The organism is Psychrosphaera algicola (assembly GCF_028401425.1).
GTDB classification, from domain to species: domain Bacteria; phylum Pseudomonadota; class Gammaproteobacteria; order Enterobacterales; family Alteromonadaceae; genus Psychrosphaera; species Psychrosphaera algicola.
The window spans coordinates 1,402,823-1,428,065 of record NZ_JAQOMS010000002.1 but is presented as its reverse complement, the minus strand read 5'-3'; the positions used below and the strand labels follow the sequence as shown (position 1 = coordinate 1,428,065).

The 25,243-nt window shown below is 42.6% G+C and carries 19 protein-coding genes and 2 pseudogenes; 14 read left to right on the top strand and 7 right to left on the bottom strand.

Annotated elements, in window-relative coordinates; genetic code table 11:
* Nucleotides 1-2: 2 nt before the first annotated feature.
* Nucleotides 3-1,847 (bottom strand): glycoside hydrolase family 3 protein, encoded by a 1,845-nt coding sequence (locus PN838_RS07665; protein WP_272180248.1) that lies wholly within the window; start codon nt 1,845-1,847, stop codon nt 3-5.
* 444 nt (nt 1,848-2,291) lie between these two features.
* Nucleotides 2,292-2,441 (bottom strand): hypothetical protein, encoded by a 150-nt coding sequence (locus PN838_RS07660; RefSeq protein ID WP_272180247.1) that lies wholly within the window; start codon nt 2,439-2,441, stop codon nt 2,292-2,294.
* A gap of 41 nt (nt 2,442-2,482) precedes the next feature.
* Here PN838_RS07660 and PN838_RS07655 point away from each other — a divergent pair, with 41 nt between their 5' ends.
* Genes PN838_RS07655 through PN838_RS07645 form a run of 3 tightly spaced genes read left to right on the top strand, consistent with a single transcriptional unit; the run spans nt 2,483 to nt 5,655 of the window.
* On the top strand, nt 2,483-4,381 hold the full coding sequence (locus PN838_RS07655; protein ID WP_272180246.1) for a carbohydrate-binding protein: 1,899 nt from the start codon (nt 2,483-2,485) through the stop codon (nt 4,379-4,381).
* Nucleotides 4,359-4,607, top strand: coding sequence for a di-heme oxidoredictase family protein (locus PN838_RS07650; protein ID WP_272180245.1), 249 nt, complete (start codon nt 4,359-4,361; stop codon nt 4,605-4,607). The genes PN838_RS07655 and PN838_RS07650 overlap by 23 nt, the downstream gene beginning before the upstream one ends.
* Complete coding sequence (locus PN838_RS07645; protein WP_272180244.1) at nt 4,576-5,655, top strand: di-heme oxidoredictase family protein; 1,080 nt, start codon at nt 4,576-4,578, stop codon at nt 5,653-5,655. Before PN838_RS07650 ends, PN838_RS07645 begins: the two co-directional genes overlap by 32 nt.
* Nucleotides 5,656-5,784: 129 nt before the next feature.
* On the opposite strand, the gene PN838_RS07640 is transcribed toward PN838_RS07645, so the two are convergent.
* The 3 genes from PN838_RS07640 to PN838_RS07630 form a co-directional block, all read right to left on the bottom strand.
* On the bottom strand, nt 5,785-6,480 hold the full coding sequence (locus PN838_RS07640) for a dihydrofolate reductase family protein (protein WP_272180243.1): 696 nt from the start codon (nt 6,478-6,480) through the stop codon (nt 5,785-5,787).
* 404 nt (nt 6,481-6,884) lie between these two features.
* A complete protein-coding gene (locus tag PN838_RS07635; RefSeq protein ID WP_272180242.1) occupies nt 6,885-8,666 on the bottom strand; it encodes a CIA30 family protein in 1,782 nt (593 codons plus the stop codon).
* Nucleotides 8,667-8,782: 116 nt separating this feature from the next.
* A complete protein-coding gene (locus PN838_RS07630; RefSeq protein WP_272180241.1) occupies nt 8,783-9,571 on the bottom strand; it encodes a putative Ig domain-containing protein in 789 nt (262 codons plus the stop codon).
* 445 nt (nt 9,572-10,016) lie between these two features.
* Between PN838_RS07630 and PN838_RS07625 the strand changes: the two genes are divergently transcribed.
* The 7 genes and pseudogenes from PN838_RS07625 (at nt 10,017) to PN838_RS07595 (ending at nt 19,992) form a co-directional block, all read left to right on the top strand.
* Nucleotides 10,017-12,158, top strand: coding sequence for a glycoside hydrolase family 16 protein (locus PN838_RS07625; RefSeq protein ID WP_272180240.1), 2,142 nt, complete (start codon nt 10,017-10,019; stop codon nt 12,156-12,158).
* 50 nt (nt 12,159-12,208) lie between these two features.
* Nucleotides 12,209-13,888: a carbohydrate binding domain-containing protein gene (locus PN838_RS07620; protein WP_272180239.1), complete on the top strand. Its 1,680-nt coding sequence runs from the start codon at nt 12,209-12,211 to the stop codon at nt 13,886-13,888.
* A 28-nt stretch (nt 13,889-13,916) separates the two neighbouring features.
* The gene (locus PN838_RS07615; RefSeq protein WP_272180238.1) at nt 13,917-14,114 is read left to right on the top strand and encodes a hypothetical protein; all 198 of its coding nucleotides are present in this window, start codon (nt 13,917-13,919) and stop codon (nt 14,112-14,114) included.
* 127 nt (nt 14,115-14,241) lie between these two features.
* Nucleotides 14,242-17,186: pseudogene (locus tag PN838_RS07610) on the top strand (TonB-dependent receptor).
* 158 nt (nt 17,187-17,344) lie between these two features.
* Nucleotides 17,345-17,788: a hypothetical protein gene (locus tag PN838_RS07605; protein WP_272180237.1), complete on the top strand. Its 444-nt coding sequence runs from the start codon at nt 17,345-17,347 to the stop codon at nt 17,786-17,788.
* A 271-nt stretch (nt 17,789-18,059) separates the two neighbouring features.
* Nucleotides 18,060-19,169, top strand: coding sequence for a sensor histidine kinase (locus PN838_RS07600; protein ID WP_215963794.1), 1,110 nt, complete (start codon nt 18,060-18,062; stop codon nt 19,167-19,169).
* 14 nt (nt 19,170-19,183) lie between these two features.
* Nucleotides 19,184-19,992 (top strand): annotated as a pseudogene (locus PN838_RS07595) (LytR/AlgR family response regulator transcription factor).
* A 115-nt stretch (nt 19,993-20,107) separates the two neighbouring features.
* Here the strand turns inward: PN838_RS07595 and mobA are convergent.
* Nucleotides 20,108-20,692, bottom strand: coding sequence for a molybdenum cofactor guanylyltransferase (gene mobA / locus PN838_RS07590; RefSeq protein ID WP_272180236.1), 585 nt, complete (start codon nt 20,690-20,692; stop codon nt 20,108-20,110).
* 135 nt (nt 20,693-20,827) lie between these two features.
* Nucleotides 20,828-21,802, bottom strand: coding sequence for a GTP 3',8-cyclase MoaA (gene moaA / locus PN838_RS07585; protein ID WP_272180235.1), 975 nt, complete (start codon nt 21,800-21,802; stop codon nt 20,828-20,830).
* A gap of 557 nt (nt 21,803-22,359) precedes the next feature.
* Between moaA and PN838_RS07580 the strand changes: the two genes are divergently transcribed.
* From PN838_RS07580 to PN838_RS26200, 4 genes are all read left to right on the top strand, one after another.
* Nucleotides 22,360-22,971 (top strand): ANTAR domain-containing response regulator, encoded by a 612-nt coding sequence (locus PN838_RS07580; protein WP_272180234.1) that lies wholly within the window; start codon nt 22,360-22,362, stop codon nt 22,969-22,971.
* Nucleotide 22,972: 1 nt separating this feature from the next.
* Entirely contained in the window at nt 22,973-23,860 is an 888-nt protein-coding gene (locus PN838_RS07575) for a CmpA/NrtA family ABC transporter substrate-binding protein (protein ID WP_272180233.1), read from the top strand.
* Nucleotides 23,861-23,912: 52 nt separating this feature from the next.
* Nucleotides 23,913-24,044: a hypothetical protein gene (locus tag PN838_RS07570; RefSeq protein WP_272180232.1), complete on the top strand. Its 132-nt coding sequence runs from the start codon at nt 23,913-23,915 to the stop codon at nt 24,042-24,044.
* Between the two features lie 318 nt (nt 24,045-24,362).
* Nucleotides 24,363-25,235, top strand: coding sequence for a molybdopterin-dependent oxidoreductase (locus tag PN838_RS26200; protein ID WP_334313314.1), 873 nt, complete (start codon nt 24,363-24,365; stop codon nt 25,233-25,235).
* The last annotated feature ends 8 nt before the right edge of the window (nt 25,236-25,243 follow it).

The window sequence follows — 25,243 nt, the reverse complement described above, 5'->3', positions numbered from 1 at the left end:
GACTAAACTCGCAATTGTTGTTTGCTTGTGCCACTGGCGTTCTGGGCGGCACTGATATGTAGCTCGGGACAGGGCCAACTATCATTGAGTTGAGTCGGCCAGCTAAAATTAAGTACACCGCTAAATGGCACTTTACCAAAGATGACATCTGCAACCCCTTGGCCCTCTGAACCCGGCAGCCACCCAACGATAAAGCCGTCTGATAATGCGAGTTCTTGATCCACATTGAGAGGGCGTCCCGAAATTAAAATGGTAATAACCGGGATCCCTTTGGCTTTTATCGCTTTGATAACAGCAATATCTTCAGGGTGCAGTTCGGCCAATGTGATCGTTTCGCCATAAGGTTTTATGACGTTAAATTTACCCTCAATATTAGATACATAATCACCAACAGCATGCTGCTCGTCTCTAATGTCGCCAAGTCCTTCGGCGTAGGGTTTTTCGCCAATAACCACAATGGCTAAGTCGTGTTCTAACGGATCGGCAGCGTCGGCAAGGGGCTCAAACGTGATCTGCGCATTTGGTGAAATCGCTTGGATCCCTTGCCAAATACTGGTGGCATTGTCTAACTCTTTGTTTCCGCTAAACCCTTGCCAGTTTATGGTAAATCCGCCACATTGATGTCCAATGTTATGCGCATTTTTGCCGGCTACTAAAATACGTGATGCAGGGTTGATGGGCAGAACATCGTCTTCCCCTTTTATTTTTATCAGAGATTGTTGTACGGCACGTCTTGCTAAGTCCCGGTGCTGTTTGCAACCTATAACATTTTGTTTTACCAAACGATTATCTGACGGCATTGGCGCGTCAAATAGACCCGCTGCAATTTTAACCGAAAGAATGCGCCGTACAGCATCGTCTATTCGAGTCATTGAAATGGATCCAAACTCAATGTGGTGGTGCATATATTCAATAAACAGTGACCAGTTTTGAGGCATCATAAACATATCTATGCCAGAGTTCACGCCCTGTGCAACGGCTTGATAAAAGTCTTCACTTAAAAAGTCGATGCCCTCCATATCGGATAAAATAAAACCATCAAAGCCCATTTTAAGCTTTAATAAACGCGTTAGTAATTCGTGATTTGCGTGGCACTTCACGCCATTCCAACTGCTAAACGACGCCATAATCGTTAAAACGTTGGCGTCCACAGCGGCATAATAAGGCGCAATGTGTTGCTCATGTAATTCATATTCGGTTAACCGAGTGTCACCTTGGTCAACCCCAAACATAGTACCACCATCACCGACAAAGTGTTTTGCACAGGCAATTACAGCTTCAGGTTGGTCGATGTTTTGTGTTTGATAACCAATCACCAAGGACTCGGTTAGACTTGTTACGTATTGTGTTTGGTCTGAAAAACTTTCGTAAGTTCGGCCCCAGCGCGTATCTTTTGCTATAGCGAGATTAGGGCCAAACACCCAATTTACACCAGTTGCTTTAAGTTCTAACGCGGTTGCGCGGCAAATTTGAGCGATAAGTTCTGGCGATTGTGTTGCACCAAGGCCAATTTGATGTGGAAAAATGGTAGCGCCTTTAAAGTTTCCGTGGCCATGGATTGCGTCAACACCGTATAAAATCGGGATCCCCGAGTTATTTGGCTGCTGCGAAATAGAGGCGCGCCAATATTCGTCTACCATATCGAGCCAAGCTTGTTGGGAATTGTCACCGGGGTAAGAACCCGCAGCACTTAAAACTGATCCAATATGGTATTTTTTGACATCATCAACACCACAGGTACTTCGTTCAACTTGGGTCATTTGACCTATTTTCTGGGCAAGAGACATACTAGCCAGCAACGAATTTGCACGTTGAAGGATATTGTCGTTTAAAAATGTTGAAGGCATTTACACTTACTCCGCCACAATGAAAATAATGAACCAAAACATTAATAAAGCCCTGAACGAGGCATTAATATTAGTGAGGCAATTGGTTTGACTCACTGTACTTACTATTTAATTACAAAAGAATAACTGCAAAAATTGCATGGTTATTGAAATTAATCGAAATTAAATAGTTATAACAACAAACAGTAAGCCACTGAGAATTCAATATTCCGATATGCCGTCAGTGATGAGCTTTAACTGATTTCTATACGGCCGGATGCATCGGAATAAATAATATTAGGTTGAACCGATAATTGTACTAGCCAAACAAGTTAAAGCGGACTCATGGCAAGTTGATGTGGAATTTGTGTGTGCTTCATACTGGAACAGCTGTTTTTCCATGGTGAAGTGGCAGATGGTGGCTGTTCTTTTGCCAGACCACTTGGTCGTAGCCCTATGCCCTTTTCATCGCTTTTCACTTGTCGATGAAAATTCAAGCAGTACTGTGGAAACATGTAATCGCATCACAATGTTGGTTTGAACATCATTGATTTCAACATCATTAGTTTCAACATCAGTTGCGAGCATTAATAGAGTTCCCACAACTAAGCGCATCTATTTTCCCGGTAGATGCGCTTTTTTAAATGGATATTTTCATGTCAAAAATAATAAAAATAAATAATCGATCAGCAAACGCGCTCGTTTGGTTTGTATTACTTTCAACTTTATCAATATTACTAGGATGCAGTGAAACCGAGTCAGACAAGCCCACCGATATTGAAAATCCTATCGAGGATGACAATTCAACGGATGATGGCAATTCTACTGACGGTGAAACGGATGAAGGCGAAACCGACGGCGGTGAAACGAATGAAGATGACGATAAAACGGACGACGACTCTGGCGATGAGGAAGGACAAATTGAGATTGAGCTACCTTATACCATCGAAGCAGAAGATTATGTTGCGTTTACCGATTCTGACTCGATAAATGAAGGCGGTGCTTTAAATACAGACGGTGTCGATATTGAAGCCACAAATGATTCCGGAGGGGGTTACAACATTGGCTGGACCCAAGTTGGCGAAACGTTGTCGTATTCCATTTCATTACCAAAGGGCGATTATGAACTGCAAAGCCGAGTGGCATCAGAAGTCGGTGGTGGTGCCTTTTCCGTCACCATCAATAATCAACTCATAGGGACTGACCAAGTTAGCCCAACCGGCGGTTGGCAAACATTTGAAGATCATATTGTTGGTGGGTTTCAAATTGCAGAAGGCGGTGAATTTAGTCTTGTATTAACGGTGACGGGGGCAAATTTCAACCTTAATTGGCTAAAAGTGGACTCGATTATTGATACCGATGCCGATGGCATTAAAGACAGTGGCGACCTATGTCCGACAACTCCAGCGAATATGAGTGTCAATAAAGATGGGTGTCCTGATAGTGATGCCGATGGCATATTTGATAATTATGACCAGTGTGCTGATACAGAAGCCGATACCCAAGTGGACTACCACGGGTGCGAGCTAGTTTCACCATTACTCGAAGTCGCTGAAGCCAGTTTATTGTTAGTGGGTGGTCAGGACTCAAGTAAACCGAATTACACTCTTTATGTGTTTGATGCAGACATTGGTCAATCAACAAGTCAGTGTAACGACCAATGTGCGGTTAATTGGCCGCCATTATTGGCTGAAGATAATGCAGCAAATGGGGTAGCTGGACTAGGATTGATCACACGTAACGACGCAACACAGCAAGTGACATTTGAAGGCAAACCTTTGTATTTTTACATTGGCGACCAAGCTGAATCAGATAAGAAAGGAGACGATGTCCTAGGCTGGCATAGTGTTTCCGTCGGGCAAGTGGGCGACCTAACAGCGTTATACAATGTGGGAACAGTGCAAGAACCCGCAATCCATTACGTTTTTGAAGACAAAGTTATTACTAAATTAGCAGACCGTGGACGTGACAGACACGCCAAAGAAGATCAGTTCCAGCAATACGACCACTATTTATCGCATTATTGGACACACCGTACCGCGCGTTTTAAATTTACCGATAATGTTGCCTCAGGCGGTAATAAAATCTTAGTGGAATGGGTATCAGAGTGGAAGTTACAGGCACTCGAATTTCGCGCTTGGTACTCGGGTATGAATACCGTTGCGCAATATCATGGCAATTATGAACCAGATGTTGTTGAACACGGTAAAGGCACTTATGACAACGAAATGGAAAAAATAAGTGATGAGGGCGACCAATATAAATATTCTTTAGAAATTAATGAATATCGTAATTTACATGGTAGTCGTGAGTCATTAGCCGTTGGCCAATATATGGAGATTGAGGTGAGTCAGTTTTTAGATGGCGTACCTGAAGGACGAACAAACTATTATGGCACGACCTATTTATATCAAGTTGGAACGGGCGGCATGGTGCCGTGGAAAACGGTCGGGGACTTTGATGATAAAAGCTCTGAGCGCGAAAATTCCCATCCAATCGACTATAGGCAGCTTGGTTGGGGGCAAAACCACGTTGCCGTATCAATATACCAATGAACCGAACGATCACTATATGCAGATGGCAACAAATTTGTCATCGGTTAATGGCCAACCATTTGTCTTAGGGCGTCGAGTGCACCACACCTCATTTGTTGACGGTTCCCATGATGAAGACCCTGCCAATGGCACGTTCAATGCGCTTAAAGACTTATCAAATACAAGGATGGTGAATCATAGTTGCGCAAGCTGTCATGAACGAAATGGCCAGTGCAGCACCAGCTGAAATTGGCGAGTCGTTGACGAAGTGGGTTTTTAAAGTGGCGACTGCCGATGGCGAAACGCACCCGACATTAGGCAATGTTTTACAACCAGATACTTTGGCTGACTTTGATTCAGAAGGACAAGTGGTTATCGCCAATTGGTTAGAAGAAGACGGTCTTCGTCAACCGCAATACCAGTTTACTGGCGTTCGCCCGGATAAATTTTCTGCTCGTATTGCCCCACCTTTGATTGGACTCGGTTTATTAGAAGCAATTGGAGAGCAAGCCATCATTGCACTTGAAGATGTTGACGACAAAGTTGCACCGTTTGGGATATCAGGTAGAGCGCAAAAAGTAATAGATCCGATAACTGGCGACACGCGATTAGGTCGATTTGGTTGGAAGGCTGCGACATCGAGTGTTAAGCATCAAGTTGCGGCCGCACTAAATACCGACATAGGGGTAAAAACCACGGTATTACCTGTGCTCGACTGTGGTTCAGAACAAAACGCTAAACATCAATGTGATAAAGGTTCTGCGACTTTAGACGATGAACACCTAGACAACCTTGTAAAATATATTTCGTTATTAGGGGTTCGAGCGCAGCGCGATATCGACCAAACAAATGTGATTAATGGTAAGGCTTTGTTTAGTCAAATCGGGTGTGCCGATTGCCATACTCCGACTTTCACCACTGTAGAATATCACCCACTGGTTGAGTTGGCTGGCCAAACAATCCACCCTTATAGCGACATGCTGTTGCATGATATGGGACCCGGACTTGCGGACAATTTGGGCGAAGGACTCGCGTCTGGTGCGGAGTGGCGTACAACCCCACTTTGGGGAATAGGATTATCTGCCTGTGTCACCGGCGGAGTTGTTAATCTTATTGGTGGTCAAGGAAATGAAGTCTGTACGCCGGTACACAGTTATTTGCACGATGGCAGAGCTCGTACATTAGAAGAAGCCATTTTGTGGCATGGTGGTGAAAGTGAGGCCTCTAAAGAACAGTATGAGCAACTATCCGAAGACGAAAAGTCTGCCGTGCTGGCATTTTTAAAGAGCCTTTGATATTTGTTTAACCATTTGCAAGCGGTATCTCCATCACATTAATTGAAAGTTGGGGGTAACGGGTAGTGCTTAGATTCCAAAAACCAACCTAGTTAGGTTGGTTTTTTATTTGAAATACCACTGAAGCACTTACTTGTTAAAGCCTTCTAAAACAGACAATAAATAAGCCCGTGTACGGACATCTCGATTATGTGTGCGGCGCTTTAAATTTGGTCTAGGTCTAACTTTAACTTTATTCTGAACTTGTGTCAGGCACTGATCTGTCCAAGGTATATCGAACCGCGACAATGCCGCACGGGTATGCTTTTGAGTGTTCGAGTTTGAGTTTTGCGGCTGCTGACATTCACTAAAAATGGCAATACCTTTGCCATTGATTGCGGGGTTAATAAAAAGATTAAACTCGTCGATAAGTTCATTGGTAATTAATGACGCTACAAACGCTCCGCCGCCATAAACAATAATATCCTGACCTTCTTGTTGTTTTAATTTGTTTATTTCTTGAACCAAATCGCCATTGGCGAGTGTAGTGTTCGGCCAGTCAGACTTCGTTAATGTTTTACTTACAACAATTTTATGGGTATTAACAAACTTTTGACCTGCGGAATGTTCAGGGTGGTTTTTATCATCCGCCACTTTAGTCCAGTGAGGGATAAATCCCTGAGCCAAATTTTTACCGAGCAAAATAGTATCTACCGACGCTGTTAAGTCTGCAACCGCTTGTTTTAGCTCGTCATCCCAGTCCCATACCATCCAATCCATTTCACCGTTGGTGCCGGCAACAAAGCCATCTAAGGTCATTTGCATTTGTAGCTTTAGTTTTCTCATGATTGCCCTGAAATTTGATTTTAAAATAAACGTATTATGTAAAACATTGAAAGTGAAGTGTTGCTCATCGTTCCCGTTATTTGTTGATATTGCAGACTAAAGCGTGAGCTTCAACGGTTTGAACTAAGCTACAGTAAGCCATAAGGTTAGTCGACCAAAATTGAATGATCAAAGGCGGAAATTAACAGATGAATTGTACCGTACTTTTGGGCTGACCAGTGAAGTAGTGTCAGCCAACTGACTTATCTACTATCGGAATGAAGTTATGGCAATAGAAATAATAAGGGAAATTGATTTTAGATTTAGAGTCGCGTGTTGAAGGCCAGATCGGGACAAATGAAAACGCCCTTAAACCGAAGTTTAAAGGCGTTTTTTAAGGGTTACACTAAGGACAATTTATGTACTTAATAAAAGTACAGGTTGTCAATGAAGATCGTACCATTGCCAGTGTTTTGCGCATCAAACTTAAATTGAAATGCATTTGTTAAGTCAACGACTGAAGAGAAATCACTAAGTGGGATCTCAACACTCTGCCAACCGCCTTGAGTCGTGGTGATGGTGTGATTCGTTTCTGCCCTAGGGCTGATTAGGAACAATTCGAATGCTGTTGCATCGGCAGTCCAATAATCGATGTGTAAGGTCGTTTTACCTGAAACATCTTTATTAGGAAATTCAATTCCTTGGTACGTTAAACCATCCATTTTAACCGTATTGTTACCCTCAATACTTACAATTGAGGTAGCCGTTGATTGGCCCCAATCTGGGTTTACATTTACGCCATCGATATTGGTAAATGCATCGCTAAATATTGAGATTACATCGGCATCAAGTGCTGTTGGTGTTGGTGCCGCTTCAGTTGGACCGGTTGCAACCGGAGGGGTAACAGAACCATCGGCAGATGAGAAGTACAAGTTGTCGACATAAATTGTACCGCCACCGGTATTTTGTGCGTCAAACTTAAATTGGAATGCATTTGTTAAGTCGACAACAGAAGAGTAGGTACTCAGCGGAATGTCTAGACTTTGCCAACCGTCTTTAGTTGTCGTTACAGTATAATTTACTTCTGCGCCTAGGCTAATTAAGAATAACTCAAATGCGTCCGCATCAGCTGTCCAGTAGTCAATATGTAGACTCATTTTAGAAGATACATCTTGGTTCGAGAACTCAATACCTTGGTAGTTTAGGTTTTCCATTTTGACGGTATTATTACCGTCGACATCAACAATACTTGTGGCAGTCGCTTGACCCCAATCTGGATTTACATTGACACCGTCAACGTTGGTGTATGAATCACTAAATATTGAAATTACGTCAGATGCTGATGCCATTGGCACCGGTGCGCCCGCAGTAGGACCCGTTGTTATTACTGTGCCTGAGCCTGAACTGAATGTAATATTATCGACGTAGTTTACGGTCGCTTGAGCCCGACTACCGGTTCTGTCTGGGAACACGACAAACGCACCGATATCATTATTTTCAGGTAAACCAATCATACTGCAGAAATTAAACGAGAGTTTTTCCCACTGATTAACAACGGTATTGGTAGCCGAAACTGAGCCATGAGAACCCCAACCATCACCATTGAATTTTTCAAATTTAACGTCAACTGGACTTAAGGTATCTTTGTAAACATCCATAGTTACCAAACAGTTTGAATCACTTAGCGCAAAATTATCGATGCCCTCAGTTCGCGCTCCGATCCACTCGCCATCGCCTTGAGCAACGTTAAACAGACCAGCAGTGGCAGAGGCATTGATCCCCGTTGTGTTTGGATTGCTTTCAAACATGATATTGGCTGTGTCAAACGATTCCCAAGTCAGTTGTGAGCCTTCAAAGTCGATACCTAATGCAGTCGTTGTGGTTGCGCCATTGCCATTGCTGTTTGAAATCGCGCCGTCTGCATTAAATGCCACGTTATCTAACTTGAACATTGCGCCATCGCCTTGGCCCCATTGTGGGAATACCAATACGATATCAACTTTTGACATGTCGAGTCCGTTGTCAGCTAAACTTTTAAGATTAAACGTATACGTCTGCCAAACATCTAATACCGGTGTTACGTGACCTTCTTGGCTAGTGGAAATATTAACTTCTACAGCTGTGCTTGGATCTGATGTTTCTAGTTTAACAAACCAAGAAACGGTTCCTGCGGTAGGTGCCTGCGTCATTTTAAGGTCAAAAGACAAGGTACCGTCATCTGTAATGCTACTTGCGTTGTGGATTACGCCATTTGTCGCACCGTGAGCTTCTCTCGTTGTGAAGCCTACTACCGTGCTACCTGTAATTTTAAATTCAATGGCACTTAGCCGTGATCAGCGTCATCGGCACTTACTACTGGTGGGTATGTACCAGAGTCGTCCCAAGCGAACCAACCCGTTTGCGTACTTTCATCAAAAATACTTAAGGCGCCAGTTGTCGGTGTGAGGTCGACTACGCTCGCCGCAGCTACGGATATCGTAAAGGTGTCAGTAATAGCGTCGGTACCGTCAGATATAGTTAAGACTACACTATGATCACCAACGTCTGCTTGAGCAGGTGTGCCACTTAATACGCCGCTATCTGCGTCAAATGATAGCCAACTAGGAATAGTCGTGGCACTAAGGGTTAATGTATCACCATCGGCGTCAGAACCGGTTAATGTGTAGCTATAAGCGGTATTTTCAGTTGCTGCTGTCATTGAGGTACTTGTGACCATAGGGGCAGTATTTGGAACTGTAACTGAAATCGTAAATGAAGATGTTGTTGTATCTGTGCCGTCGCTAACCGTAATAGTAACGTCGTGATCACCATTGTCGGTTGCCGTAGGTGTACCGCTGAGTGTCGCGGTTGCTGTATCAAAACTTAGCCAGCTTGGTAATGTTGTTGCGGCATACGTTAACGTGTCGCCGTCGGCATCTGTTGCAGTAACGGTGTAAGTGTATGCATCGCCGGCTGAACCTGACGTTTGAGCTGTACTTGAAATCGCCGGTGCAGCATTGACTGGGTCTGTTACGACAACTTCTTCGTCATCATCAGAACTACAAGCACTCAGTGCCATAACCATTGCGCCAAAAACCAGCGATTTATTAAATTTAGTGTAATTTGAATTCATGTTAACCCCATTATCGTACGACCAAATAGTCGTTCTTTTTTATTATTTGCCAATTCGGCTGAATCCACTGTTGGTTATTTAATCCATTACGACAATCGAAACGCGACAGGGCGGTGCAAATTTTGCGACTAGGTGGAATACCGATAAATTTGAAACTATAAATAGGTGAGCATAAACGCCTGCTCTTCTTTATGTTCTCTGACTTAAAATAGGAGAGGATTTAGCAGGAATGACTTTACGGCCAAAGGGCAAAAACGGTGATTTGTCCGCTTTATCTTTCTAACGTCCCGTCTTGGCGATTATTTTAATAGCGCATCAAACTGCTGTGTTAAAAATTACCCTAGCGAAATATACATTTGGTAACGATACGTTTTAACTCTCAGCTCGGGAGTAAAAACAATAATAATAATTCGAGTACCCAATAAATTCACATTGGAGATAAGTAATGAAACTCAACAGGGTTACACAATATGCAAGATGGCGTTTGCTTACAGTCGGACTTGCCTTATCTGGAGCCATAGTCGGCTGCGGAGATACCATTAAAACAGAATCTGATTTCACCCCACCGGACTTAAGAACGCCGAGTTCTGACTGGGAGTTGGTATGGAGCGACGAGTTTGATGGCGCTAGCTTAGACATGTCAAAGTGGTCGTTTGAGATCAATTGTAGTGGCGGCGGTAACAATGAAGCGCAATGTTATACCGACTCTCCTGAAAATTTATTTTTACAAGAGGGTATTCTAAACATCGTTGCCAAGCCTACAACACCGGGGTCGGGTTTAACGAAACCGTATACTTCTTCAAGAATCGTCACCAAGGGAAAGGGCGACTTTAAATATGGCCGTATTGAGATAAGAGCTAAATCACCTGAAGGGCAAGGGACGTTTGCTGCAGGTTGGATGATGCCTACCGACAGTGTTTATGGCGGTTGGCCACATTCTGGCGAAATAGACATTATTGAATGGGTCAATATAGGTGAACTGCGCGCAGATGGAGAAATTGATTCTCATGTGCATGGCACACTGCATTACGGCCCTCTTTCTGGCAACCATGACTATTCGGGTAATGAATATGCTTTGCCAACTAACCAAGGTCCTGAAAGCCAATTTTATACCTATGCCGTTGAGTGGGAAGAAGGCGAAATTCGCTGGTATGTGGACGATGTTTTATTTGGCTATCAACGTGATTCTGAGGTGACTTACCGTGCGATAGATAATGAGGCGAACGGGTTAAGTACTAAAGGTTGGTATACCGTAGATCAAAACTCTGTAGATAAAGACATCATGTATGGTCCAGCACCATTTGACCAAAACTTCTTCATCATTTTAAACAATGCCGTCGGTGGTGATTGGGCTGGCAATGTCAATCAAGCGTTCGACTATCAGGTTGGCGATGACAAAGGCACGTTAGCTAATGGTGTGTCTCATTCTGCGTTTGCAAATGGCAATGCGTTGCTGGTGGATTATGTGCGGGTTTATCAATGTTCCAAAGATCCGGTTACGGGTAAAGGCTGTGCGACAATCAATTCAGATTATTACAATAATACCTTTATTCGTGGTGCCGCTCCTGTACCTATTCCGCCAATTTTGCCTGTACCGGTTGGCGTAGACTTGTTTGAAGACAGTGATTCAAGTTGGAATTTAGTGGGTGATTCTGCGTCGATAGTCGATTCAAATGATGAAAACTATGGCGAAGTTGCGTTATTTAGCAATGCATCATTAACAACCGAGTTTGGTTTTTCGGGTATCGCATATGACGGCACTTTGTTACCAGATGACGCAAAAATCGAATTTGATGTCAAGGTGGTAAGTGTCCCGCAGGACGCATCTCTCGATTGGACAATTAAAATAGAATCGACTAAAACCGACGGCACTACACAGGAAACAACGGTTACTGCTGGTGAAGTGCTTTTATCGTCTAATATTGATGGTGTATCGCTCGTCTCGGGTGAGTGGCAACATGTTATGTTCGATATTGGTTCATTTCGAGCTTTAGGGTTAGATACGTCAGCAATTACTGCGATAAAATTTTTAAACGCTCTTGGTGAATTTCAAATCGATAACGTGAGCATAGGTGCGGCGTTTGAAGGCGCAAAATTAACGTTATTTGAAGACGACGTAAATCAAAACTGGCCAATGTGGGATTCTAGGGTTGCTGATGGTGAGAGTGACGCTGTACCAATGGTGGTGCAAGATGATGATGAACATGGCAATGTCGCTGAGTTTCACATAACGGGAGCAGCTGTTGTTGGATTTAATGTACGGTCTGATCAAGGTGGTTCTGGTTATCCTTTTGACGGCAGTTCACTTTCACAATCTGGCGTAATCGAGTTTGATTTAAAGTTAATGTCCCCACCATCAAATCCTAACGCGCCTTGGTACTTAAAAATTGAATCAAATGGCGGAACGGCATTAGGCGGTACAGCCGACGAAATTCGTTTAACAGATAGTCCCATTCTAAATGAATGGGTTCACTACAAACTTCCTCTAGGTCCACTTGTTGAAGATGGATTTGATGTCTCTGCAATTGACGTTGTGTTGGTTTTTCCTGCTTATGGGGACAAGGCGATGGCGCAATATTTCGTTTAGATAACTTTAAGATACATAGTTCTGGCCCGGTTGATGGCGGCACAGGTGACGTGAAAGGACCAGATAATACCGTTTATGACCGTGCATATACTCTTTACCAAGACGCAGTAAACAGTGCTTGGAGATTATGGGACTGCTGTGCATTTTTACCTCAAGTTGAAGCCGAAGATGATGCTGAGCATGGCAGTGTTGTTGAATTTACCATAGGTGAAGGTAGTGATGGTGGCACTGTCGTAGGATTTTTTGGTCGAGATACCGGAGGCGTCGCAGATGTTGATGATTATATCAACGAAGGTGTTTTACGTTTCGACATGAAAGTGGTCACTATGCCAGACAATGGCGAAACAAGCTGGTTATTAAAGTTAGAAAGTGCCGGTGGGAACACTGCTGCAGAAGTTGAGCTGACAACAAGCAAACAAGGCGAAACACCAGTACTTGGTGAATGGCAAGCATATACTTTTCCACTAATAGAATTAGCGTCTGCCGGTTTAGATTTGACCGCGATTGATATTGTTATGATCTTCCCAAGTTGGGGTAATGGTACCGGCGCAGTTTACCGAATAGACAATATTTATTTTGGTATCCCGTCTGATGATGACATTTCAAATGATATTTCAGAGCAAAAAGGCAATGGAGAGGAGCTTATCCTCAATGGCATGTTCGACAGTTCTGCAAATTGGGGCGGTACCGACGGAATGGTGGACAGCATATCTAACGGTATATTTACTGCGGATGTTGCAGTCGCTGGAAATCCATGGGACGTGAGTTTAAAGCAAAATATGACTTTAATTGCCGACCGCACTTATGTCTTGAAGTTTGATGCACGGTCAGACGATGCTCGCGACATTATCGCCGGACTTGGTCTTGACCATGATCCTTGGACCAATGTTGTCGAAACAGTGACGCTGACTAATGAGTGGACAACTTATATGGTCACTATCACAACCGTTGGATTTGGTGATGACAATAGTCGCGTGTTGTTTGACCTTGGGGCAGCCGTAGGAGAAGTTCAACTTGATAACGTCAGTGTTCAACTTGTCGGTGAGGGCTCAGGAAATGGTGGCGGTACTGTCGTAACAACTCCAGGCGAAGAGATCGTCGCCAATGGTGGTTTTGACTCTGCAGCAAGTTGGGGCGGGACTGACGGAATGGCAGCAAGCATTAGTAATGGAATATTCAGTGCCAATATCGCCGCGGCTGGAAACCCATGGGATGTGAGCTTAAAGCAAAACATGACCTTGGTTCCGGATACCACTTACACATTGACCTTTGATGCACGTTCTGCTGATTCTAGAGAAATAATGGCTGGACTTGGTTTAGACCATGATCCTTGGACCAATGTTGTTGAAACGTTGACCCTAACGCCAGATTGGACAACGTACACGTTGACGATAACCACGACCGGTTTTGGCGATGATGCAAGCCGAGTGTTCTTTGACTTAGGCGCCGCGACGGGCGAGGTTCAATTGGACAACATTAGCGTGAAAATTGTTGATGACGGTAGTGGCACAGGAAGCGGTGGCGGCGCCGGTGGTACTGCAGGTGGCGAATTATTAATAAATGGTGGTTTTGACTCAGCAACGGGTTGGGGCGGAACAGATGGTATGGCGGCAAGTGTTGGTGGTGGCATCTTCAGTGCTGATATCGCCGCAGCTGGTAACCCTTGGGACGTTAGCTTAAAGCAGTCCATGACCTTGGTGCTAAGGTACGACGTATTTATTGAAATTTGACGCGCGATCAGACGACTCCAGAGAAATAATGGCAGGGCTTGGTTTGGATCATGAACCTTGGACTAATGTCGTTGAAACGTTAACGCTAACGCCAGACTGGACAACTTACACGTATACGATTACTACGACCGGCTTTGGTGATGATACCAGTCGCGTATTTTTCGACATGGGCGCGGCCGTTGGCCAAGTGCAGTTGGATAATGTCAGCGTCATGGTTCAGCAATAGCTGGGATTTACATGGAAATAAGGGTGAGTGAGCTTGCCCTTAATAAAAGTGAACTAAAACTATTTATCAATGTTTTCAACCAAATGAGTTTTAGTTGTTCAGTAAACAAATTATTAGAAGAGAAGTTATGAAATCACTTAACTTTAAAAAGAACAAATTGGCGTCGTCATTGGCCATTATCCTTGGTACAGCTGTTGTGCTTCCAAGTTTTGCAGCCGAAGATGACAAAATAGCCGACGACGAAATTGAAGTCATTCAGGTCAAAGGGATCCGAGGTAGCTTAATTCGATCAATGGATCTAAAGCGAGACAGTTCAGGGGTTGTTGATGCAATTTCTGCCGAAGAAATGGGTAAATTTCCGGATACGAACCTAGCTGAATCCTTAGGCCGTATTACTGGCGTATCTATTAGTCGGTCAAATGGCGAAGGAAGTCAGATCACGGTTCGTGGTTTTGGCCCTGAGTTTAACTTAATCACGCTTAATGGCAGACAAATGCCGGGTACCGGTTTTACCCGTTCGTTTAGCTTTGAAAACTTGTCGTCAGAAGGTGTTAGTGCACTAGAAGTTCAAAAAACGGCTCGGGCAGAAGTGCCTACCGGTGGTTTAGGGGCAACCGTTAATATTGTTACGGTTAAACCTTTACAATCACCAGGCGAGAAATTTAGCTTGATGGGTAAAGGTATTTACGACTCTTCAAACGTGGCTGGAGATGATATTACGCCAGAATTTGGTGGCATCTACAGCAATACGTTTTTAGACGAAACCTTTGGTGTTTCCTTGTCTGTTTCGCACCATCGACGTGACTTTCAAAAACAAGAAGCCAACATTCAAGGTTGGCAGGCCAACGTTGGACTTCCAACGCTAGACGATGACAAGGTTATTGACCCTCGTCCTATGGACAGTGAAGGTAATCGGATTGGTAATCACTATTTTGCCAAAGACATGAACTACGGCATTGCCGACGTTCGTCGCGCCCGCACGAATGGTCAACTTACGCTGCAATATGCAGTCAATGACGACTTAGTCATTACAACCGACTACACAGCAACCAATGCTGTAACCGCGACCGAATCTATTGGTTGGGGTATTTGGAACAACTTTGGTGCCAATATCAACAGTTATGAGCTTGATAGCAACGGGACGGCGATTTACGCTGATATTAGCGGTGACGACGGTTCATTTAGCGCGAGCAAAGATACCACCGAAGTAAAGTCGAGTTCATTAGGCATTAACTTTGATTGGCAACTAACAGACGATTTGCATATCGAGATTGATTACCACGACTCAATCACCGAAATAGATAATGGTGCAGATAAAGGCAGTGGTAACTCGGGTCAGGTTATTTTGGGTTCGGACCAATTAGCATCTAAAATTTATGATTATCGTGAAGGTGAAATCCCAAGCGTAAATATACTGTGGAAAAACGGTACAAATGAAATATTGCCGAGTGAAATTGACTCTAACTTTAGTCAATTTTTACATAATCCAGAGTGAGTCTACTGTGCAGCAATTTCAATTGCACTCAACCTGAGGCTAACCCATATAACTCATCTCTAGCGTATGTTAAAGCAGGCGTTTCAAGCACCACACAAACCATGAGCGGTTCGTCTGCTTGGAGTGGACTGCGCGGTGGATCAGGGTTTGATCCTAGTTTTGTTGAAATGTTACCAGACGATATGTTTGTGAGACACGACACAGGCGATTTCCTAGATCAGTTTGATGGTGGTGGTAGTGATTTAAATCCAGGATATTATTACACATATGACTTCGACGAAGCTGTTGCGAGACAAACCGCGGTGTTGACTGAAGATGTGTTAGGGGCGAATGCTTATGTACCAGATGCCTATTACAGTGGATCTGTTCCACAATCGTTAGTTGAAGAAACAACAACAAGCTTTTATTTGCAGACAGAATGGGATCTTGAAGTTGGAGATTTCCCTGTCCAACTAAATGCTGGTATTCGTTATGAAAAACCGAAGTGGTTAGTCCTTCAGAAAGCCAAATTCCATTGCAGGTAAATTGGGTTGCGGCGTCTGAGTGGATAACTGACTTTAAACCAGAATTAGAAGAAGTTACCTACACCGGTGAATATGACCTTATTTTACCTATGTTAGACATCAAAGTTGATTTAACTGATGAGTTGGTCGGTCGTATGTCGATGGGTAAAACCATTACACGCCCTGGTTTAGGCAATTTATTAGGTTCGTTTTCGGTCTCGGGTAGCTCCTAAAATTGGTGCGCGCACCGGTGGCAGAGGTAACCCTAACTTAGAACCATACCAATCAACCAACGTAGATGTGTCATTCGAATATTATTACGACGAAGCAAATTATTTGTCTCTTGGCCTATTTGCTAAAGAAGTGGATAAATGGATTGATAACTCACAAGTCGAGATCACGATTGATGGTATTCACGACATCTATTTAGGTGACCGCTGGAATGCCGCGGTAGGCCAAATAGAAGCACGTGGCGAACAAGCGACTGACAGTGCAATATTTCAGCAGATGTTAGCCAATAACAATGGCAACCTAGATGGCGTAATCGAACCAGATCCAGCAACCGATCCATTAGTAACGTGGACAATCAGTTCACCTGAAAACGTGGACGAACGTTCTGTATATGGTTTGGAATTTGCGGTACAGCACGTATTTGGTGAATCAGGCTATGGTTTTGCGTTCAACTCGACATTTGTTGACGGTGACGTTGAATATGATCCTGAATTACTTGAAATCCAAGCCGTGTTACTAGGATTAAGTAACTCAGCTAACTTCCAACTGTTTTATGAAAAAGACGGTTTGTCGGTTAAAACTACATATTCATGGCGCGATGAGTACTTGATTGGTCAAGGCCAATCTCAAGGTTCGTCAGATGTTCCACCACAATTTGCAAAAGAATTTGGCCAATGGGATATCAGCGTGAATTATGACGTAACTGAGCAGTTTACGGTATTCTTTGATGGCGTAAACTTGAACAATGAAACCGAACAAGGTTTTGGCCGATACGAAGAGCAATTTTTATACGCTCGACAATACGGTACACGTTACGTAGTTGGTGCTAGATACAGCTTTTAATGTTGTCTAAGTTGTAACGCTAAAGGCCGCTGCAGTTGTTGTAGCGGCCTTTTTACGTTTTGTTCTAAGTAAATGACATTACTTTTCTGGCTTTGACAGGGGAAAACTGGGGGGGTGTCTACGTTGTTTTTCTTTAGGCTTTGACAGGGAAAACTAGGGTGGGTGTCTGCGTTGTTTCTCAGGCTTGGGCAGGTGAAACTGAGGTGGGTGTCTACGTTGTTTTTCAGGCTTGGGCAGGTGAAACTAGGGTGGGTGTCTGCGTTGTTTTTCAGGCTTTGACAGGGAAAACAGGGGTGGGTGTCTTCGTTGTTTTCCAGGCTTGGGCAGGTGAAACTGAGGTGGGTGTCTACGTTGTTTTTCAGGCTTGGGCAGGTGAAACTGAGGTGGGTGTCTGCGTTGTTTTTCAGGCTTGGGCAGGTGAAACTGAGGTGGGTGTCTACGTTGTTTTTCAGGCTTTGACAGGGAAAACTAGGGTGGGTGTCTGCGTTGTTTATCAGGCTTTGACAGGGAAAACGGGGGGTCTGCGTTGTTTTCAGGCTTGGGCAGGTGAAACTGAGGTGGGTGTCTACGTTGTTTTCTGCGTTGTTTTTTTCAGGCTTTGACAGGGAAAACTGAGGTGGGTGTCTGTGTTGTTTTTGGACCGCTGAATTTGGGTTAAATGACCATTGTCTTCAATAAGTTATCGCGGTCGCACTGGCCGTTAAAAATGTCCACTTTGTCTGATTTTAATTGTAATGCTATTTATTGAGGTTAATGTCGTTTCTTTGGTGGTTCTAAAATTTACAACTATTGACCGTGAATAAACGGGTTAACATAGGCAAGTAATGCATGGTGTGCTAGGTTTAACCGACTGTTTTAAAACGTAATGGCGCTATGATAAAAACAAGAATGTCGCAATTTTGGGTAATGCAGGTAGGCTTTTGGGCTTTTCTTTGTATTATCAGTCTGTTCACGCTAACGCTTTGGTATGCACAACTCAATTTAATTTATGTTGGCCATACTTTGCTGCAAGGTATTGTTGGGTTTATTGTTTCGATTCCCTTGTACAAAGTGTTTATGAGTGTGTGGAATAAACCCGCCTCTATTAGGTTAACGGTTGGTTTTATTTGGATCATGCTCGTGGCTGCCATTTGGACCGCAATTCGAATTGAAACCTACATGTTTATGACGAACGAAGGTGGCGTTTGGCGAGATTTTGGCGGTTGGTATTTTGGCAGTATTTTTATCTTTTTATGTTGGGTAAGTATTTTTCATGGATTGCGTTATTATCAATTACTCGAAGAAGAACATCGAATTATGTTACGGGCAGAGGCCGAAGCTCGTGAAGAGCAATTAAAGCGTTTAACCGCACAAAGTGTTGCACGAGACGCCAAAATTAAGATGTTGCGATATCAGTTAAACCCTCACTTTTTATGTAATACGCTCAATGCAATAAACTCCCTAATCGAAGTTGAAGCATCAGAACAAGCACAAAAAATGACGGTGCAATTAAGTAAGTTCTTACGTTATTCATTAGATAACAACCCAGACACTAAACTGCCTTTAGACAAAGAGCTTAATGCGCTAAAATTGTATTTGGAAATTGAAAAAACACGCTTTGGCGAGCGCTTAAAACTCGACTTCAATGTGAGTGAAAACTCAAAATTGGCTTTGGTACCTAGCCTATTAATTCAGCCCATTATTGAAAATTCGATGAAACACGTTATTGCTCAGAATGAAGAAGGCGGTACGATAAGTTTAAAATCTTACATTCAAAACGATAAACTGATCCTCGAAATGAGCGATACTGGGGCTGGACCAGAAGTCGGTCGTCAGGCGTCTAAGAGTAAAGTGGACTTCAAGCAAAGCCGAGGTGTTGGATTAAGAAATATCGACGAACGATTAAAAGTTATTTACGACAATAACTACAAATTTGAGCTCGAATCCAAATCGTCTGGTGGGCTTACAACAATAATAACCATACCCTATGAACCAATGGCATAGATGGAACAGAGCATATGAAAAAAATCACTACATTGATTGTTGATGACGAGCCGTTAGCCCTGCAGATCCTGCGTTCGAAGCTAAGCAAAATCGACAATATCGACATAATAGGCGAGTGCTCAAATGGGCGCCAAGCCATCGAAGTGATAATGGAAAAAAGTCCAGATTTGGTTTTTCTCGATATTCAGATGCCGGGAATAGATGGTTTTGGTGTTATTAAAAAATTACAAACAGACGTTATGCCACTTATTGTATTCACAACCGCTTACGAACAATATGCTATTGATGCTTTCGACGTCCATGCCGTTGACTACATATTAAAACCGCTAGATTTAGAACGTTTACAGCTGGCAGTAATGCGAGTGCAAGAACGAATATTAAGTGAAGAAAAAGACGGTAAAAATCGGATTATAAGTGCTATTGATTCATTTCGTGATGATGATTCGATGACAGAAGAAGATTTAGCTCGTGCCGCTAAAAATAACCCTAACCTAGAGCGTAAAGTCCTGATCAAAGACCGAGGCGATATCACCCTGTTAAAACAGTCGGAGATAGAGTGGGTCGACGCCGCCGGGGATTATGTATGTCTTCATGCTGGTGGTGTTACACACATAAAACGCAGTACGTTAAAACAATTACTAGAGGAATTAGATCCGACAATATTTAAACGAGTACACCGCTCTACTATAGTAAACTTAACGTATATTAAAAAGTAACACCGCATACTAAAGGTGAGTTTTTTCTGCAGTTAGGAGAATATGATCAGGTAAAAGTAAGCCGTAATTACAAAGATGTTATTAAGCAATTTTTGGTTGATATGTAGATTGTCGAGAAGCTCTTCTTTGTGACGATAGACCGCTCTAATAGGTAAATTGTGCAATCCTTGTATTAAAAATTTGTATTAAAAATTTGTATTAAAATATACGTTACAATCGTGGTTAGCTTTTTAACTTTGCTAATGCCGCTTGCCACTCTTCAGGTCTGTTGGAATTATACAATACGTCAACATCTTCTAATTTTATTGCTTCTGCATTTATTTTGTCTAAAAAGTGAAACATAGATAAATTTTTCTGAGTATCGGTTATTTCAATTAACGTTTTAAGTATGTCTAAAGATGGCCGGATCAAAACGGGTAGTGGTTGTCGATGAAATGTCACTGCATTTTCATTTATTAATGAGTACTGGGCCAATTGAGTTAATGTTTGTGGTTTGAGCAAAGGTAAGTCGACAGGAACAAATAGGAAGTTGGTTTTGATATCTTGATTGATTGCATAGTCTAAGATCGACAATATGCCACCAAGTGGGCCTAACGATGACGTAATGTCGGCGATTTGATTAGAGGCAACTGTTTCAAAGCCAAATGGGACAGAATACAAAACCTGCCGAGCTCCAGCTGTGGTAAGACACTCTGCGGTAAAGTCCGCCATGGTTTTACCATGACGCTCTAATAAGGCTTTATTGGTCCCCATCCGTTGAGACTTGCCTCCTGACATGACAACACCAATAAATTCTGAATGAGACATTAAACGGTTCCAATATTGATTTTACCAAATGATTTATATGCATTAAGACAATACATACTCAACGGCACGTTAGCACTATAAAAACAGCAAATTAATGCCAACGCTCAGTCGAATAAAGTGAGGTTTAAGAGCGACTTAGCCACCTAACATTGCGAGGTGTTTTGTAGCACCGGTTTTATTGTCTTGTAAAAAATGCGTTTCTTTTTTGTCGTCTAATTGTGTTTGTAACCAAACTTTAAGTTGTGACAATTGACTGCTTGATTGCAACAGATGTCTAAAATTAAGGCCTTCTTCGGCAAATAAGCATTTATGTAAATTACCTACCGAAGAAACTCGAAGACGATTGCAACTTGCGCAAAAGTCTTTGCTGTATGGCAATATAAAACCAATTTTACCCTGAAAATCAGGATGACAATATTCTAACGCGGGGCCAGCAACTTTAGATTTAACAATTGGTAACCATCCATCATTTTCAATTTTGTTCTTAAGTTGCTCGCCATTGACATGCTGCTTGGCAAAATACGTTTTATTGTCACCGGTTTCCATCAGCTCAATTAATCTTAAGCTCAGGGGTTTAAATTTTATCCACTGCAAAAAGTCGGTTAATTCGTTTTCATTAAACTGTTTAAGCAATACGGCATTAACTTTTACATTTTTAACGCCCAACGAGATTGCTTTGTCGATACCTTTTAGAATGGACTGGTGTTTATTACTGCCTGTTATGAGTCTAAAGGTGTCTGACTTTAAACTATCAATACTGACGTTTAGAGAATCTAATCCAGCATCGACCCATTTTTCTATTTGGGTTTCGAGATTGTAGCCGTTTGTGGTCAACGCTACGGTATCAACACCGTCGACGTTTTTTACAACGCGAATGATCTCAGCAAGATCTTTTCGCAAGTAAGGCTCGCCACCGGTGATCCTTACCTTACTGACACCCAGCTCCGCAAAGGCCGTTACTAACCTTTTTATTTCGTCTATTGTTAAAAATTCCCGCGGATTACTGCAATCGTATCCATCCGGTAAACAGTAGTCGCATTTGAAATTACAGACGTCGGTTATCGATAGTCGCAAATAATGGAACTGTCTTTGGTAACTATCTATCAACATACTGGGGAATTTAACCGTTTCATTTTCACTTCTTTTTCAAATTTTGTTTGTCGTAACTTTGGGACCACAGGGCTTTGTTAATTCGCTGCTTCTGTATTTCTACTCTAATAGCACTGCCTTTGTAATACCAGTACTACTGTATTTCTTCGCGAATGAGATAGCCTAGATTTTATTATCGCAGAAAACGAATTTTTAACGGAATTCATTTCCGGTCTTTTTACAATTACTTATAACAACCATGGCGCGTAAACGTTAATCAGTTGGTGCCTTCAACTTCCATACCAGAAGATGTAATTGACTAAACCTAGGGTGTGTAAGGGATAGAAAAATAACCAAACTAATACAAAAGCAAACGTTGCGTCAAATTGGGGACGTATTCCTATTGTGGTGCATCCGTTGTGGTGCAAGTGTTTTGCATGCGTTTGATAAAAACGACTCATAACATGCCAACATCAATAAAATAGCAGGTTACAGCAGATCTCAAAGAAACCTGCCTATCTGGTGCAAATATTGAAGCATTACTCGCGATCACAATTAACAAAGTAACACATCTCACTATGGCTACTAAAAATAAAACAACAAACACGTTAACCGTGTTAGTCATTGACGATGACATGGAACGCGCGGAAAGTTTCCGGGCAGCGCTGGCAGGTTCTCCTTATGTCGTGAAACACTTAGCTCACACGAGTGCCTCACTTTTAAGGGAAGTTGAAAATACCGAGCCTGACATCATTCTAATTGATATTGAATCACCTAATCGCGACACAATTGAAAGTTTGAGTACGATATCTGAATTTAACCCAAAGCCCATTGTTATGTTTTCTGAACAAGACCAACCGGACTTAATGCGAGACAGCATTAAAGCTGGTGTTAGTGCTTATGTTTCAGGTGAAACAAATCCCGATAGAGCCAAATTTATTCTCGATGTCGCGGTCGCTCGTTTTAATGAGTTTCAGGGGCTAAAGGCCGAATTAACAGATGCCAAACGGAAATTGCAGTCGAGAAAGTGGGTTGATCAAGCCAAAGCACTATTAATTGAAAAGCAAGGTATGAGCGAGCAACAGGCTTATTCAGCGATTCGAAAAATGGCGATGGATAATGGACAGAAGATGGAAGACGTAGCAAAGAACCTAATCTCCATGATGCAGTTGATAGGCGGAGGTAAATAACATGAGTTCACAAACGCATTTAGAACAAACCCAACTTGATATTGGAATCGTGGCATTAACCGATTGTGCCCCCTTAGTGATGGCGAAACATCTAGGTTATTTTGAACAATGGGGATTAGATGTTTCATTGCATGTTCAGTATTCTTGGGCGACGGTAAGAGATAGGTTAAACGCTGGTTTATTAGACGCGGCGCAGGTCTTAGCACCGATGCCAATTGCTAGTTCGTTAGGTTTAAATGGACCAAAATGTGACGTCATTAATGCCTTTAACTTGAGCATGAATGGTAACGGTGTAACGTTATCGACAGCTTTGATGGATAAAGTTAGGGAGTTAAATAACGGAATAACACCACCACTGCCGCTTGAAGCAAAGTGGCTTAAAAGGATCATAGACCAGTCGGGTGAGGTATTAAAAATAGCGTCTGTTTACCCTTACTCTTGTCATTTTTATCAACTAAGAGATTGGTTGATATCAGGTGATATTACACCGAACAAAGATGTTGAATTGATCATTATTCCACCGACAAGTATGACCACAGCATTGCAAAATAATGACATCGATGGTTTTTGTGTCGGTACTCCGTGGAACGCCCAAGCGGTTCGAGGTGGTATTGGCGAAACAGTCACGACTTCGAGTGATATATGGCAGGAAGCCCCGGAAAAAGTGTTGGCCGTAACTAAGGAATGGCAAGAGACTAACCCCAATACCTATTTGGCATTACTCGCTGCAGTACAACAAGCTTGCGAATGGTTAGAGTCAGTTGCAAATCGATTTGAAACAGCCATTATCCTGCAACAATATTTAGATGCGCCCGTTGATGTAATCGCGCCAAGTTTGATTGGCAGTTGTATTACCGCGAAAGGAGCACCACCAAGAGATATACCTTAGCTACAATCAGTTTTTTCGGAGTAATACCAATCAACCGATTGTTGAGCAAGGCATGTTCTTGATAGAGAAAATGAAAGGTGCAGGGCAGTTAGGCGATTGGACAGATACCCAACTTAATGAAGTTGTTAATAATGTTTATCGAAATGACTTATATGAATCGATGTTGGCCTTACGGAACAGTTGAACCATTTAGGTGAAGCTAATAAGTGATGATAAAAAACGCACCCAAGTAGTGCGTTTTTTCTGTCTTGAACAAAGTCACCTTTACCTATAGTGCCCTAAACTCCAGTATTTACAGTGGCTTGTAGAGAATAAAGAATAAAGCAGATGCTGGCACGTAACTTGTTTATATAAATGTATAAATTTTGAGTACATAGAATATAAAATAATTTTCAAGACGTCGAAAACAACACTTCGACCTCGACTTCTCAGTGTTGAGAAGCTAATAAAATTAAGCAAAGGCGCTACGGTGAAAACCGTCGCGCCTTTTTGTGAGTAAAAAATGTCAGTACAACAATTTGAACAGAAAGTTTGCCAAACTACTTGCCCATACTGCGGGGTTGGTTGTGGTGTGGATGCAACTATTGTTAACGGTCAGTTAACTGCAGTAAGTGGCAGCAAACAGCATCAGGCGAACTTCGGCAAGCTTTGTGTAAAAGGGTCTAATTTAGCTGAAACTACGGATTTGGAAGGTCGGTTATTGTACCCAGAAGTAAATGGAGAACGTACCACCTGGGACCATGCCACAGACGTTGTTGCTAACAAATTTAAGCAAATTATTGCTGAACACGGTCCACAAGCCGTTGCTTTCTATGTATCTGGTCAAATTTTAACGGAAGACTATTACGTCGCAAATAAGCTAATGAAAGGTTATATCGGCTCAGCAAATATCGATACAAACTCTCGATTATGTATGTCATCTGCCGTTGCAGGCTATAAACGTGCATTTGGTTCAGATACGGTGCCATGCAGCTATGAAGACTTATCCGCAACAGACTTACTTATTTTGGTCGGATCAAACGCTGCATGGACTCACCCCATTTTATTTCAGCGAATGGAACAGGCCAAAAAAGACAACCCAAATATGAAAGTAGTGGTTATTGACCCAAGACGCAGTGCGACGGCTGAATTAGCTGATCTGTTTTTACCGGTTAAACCGGGTACAGATGTCGCATTGTTTATGGGGATGCTTAATTACATCATTAATAATGGTGGGGTGAATAGGGATTATGTAGAGCGCTATTGTGAAGGTTTTGACCTTACATCTGAGTCTGTTTCGTCGTGGACAGTGGCAAAAACAGCTACCTTCTGTGAGCTTCAAGAAAGTGATCTCCTACTTTTTTTAATGCCTTTTGCAAAACGCCAACAGCGGTAACGTTTTAT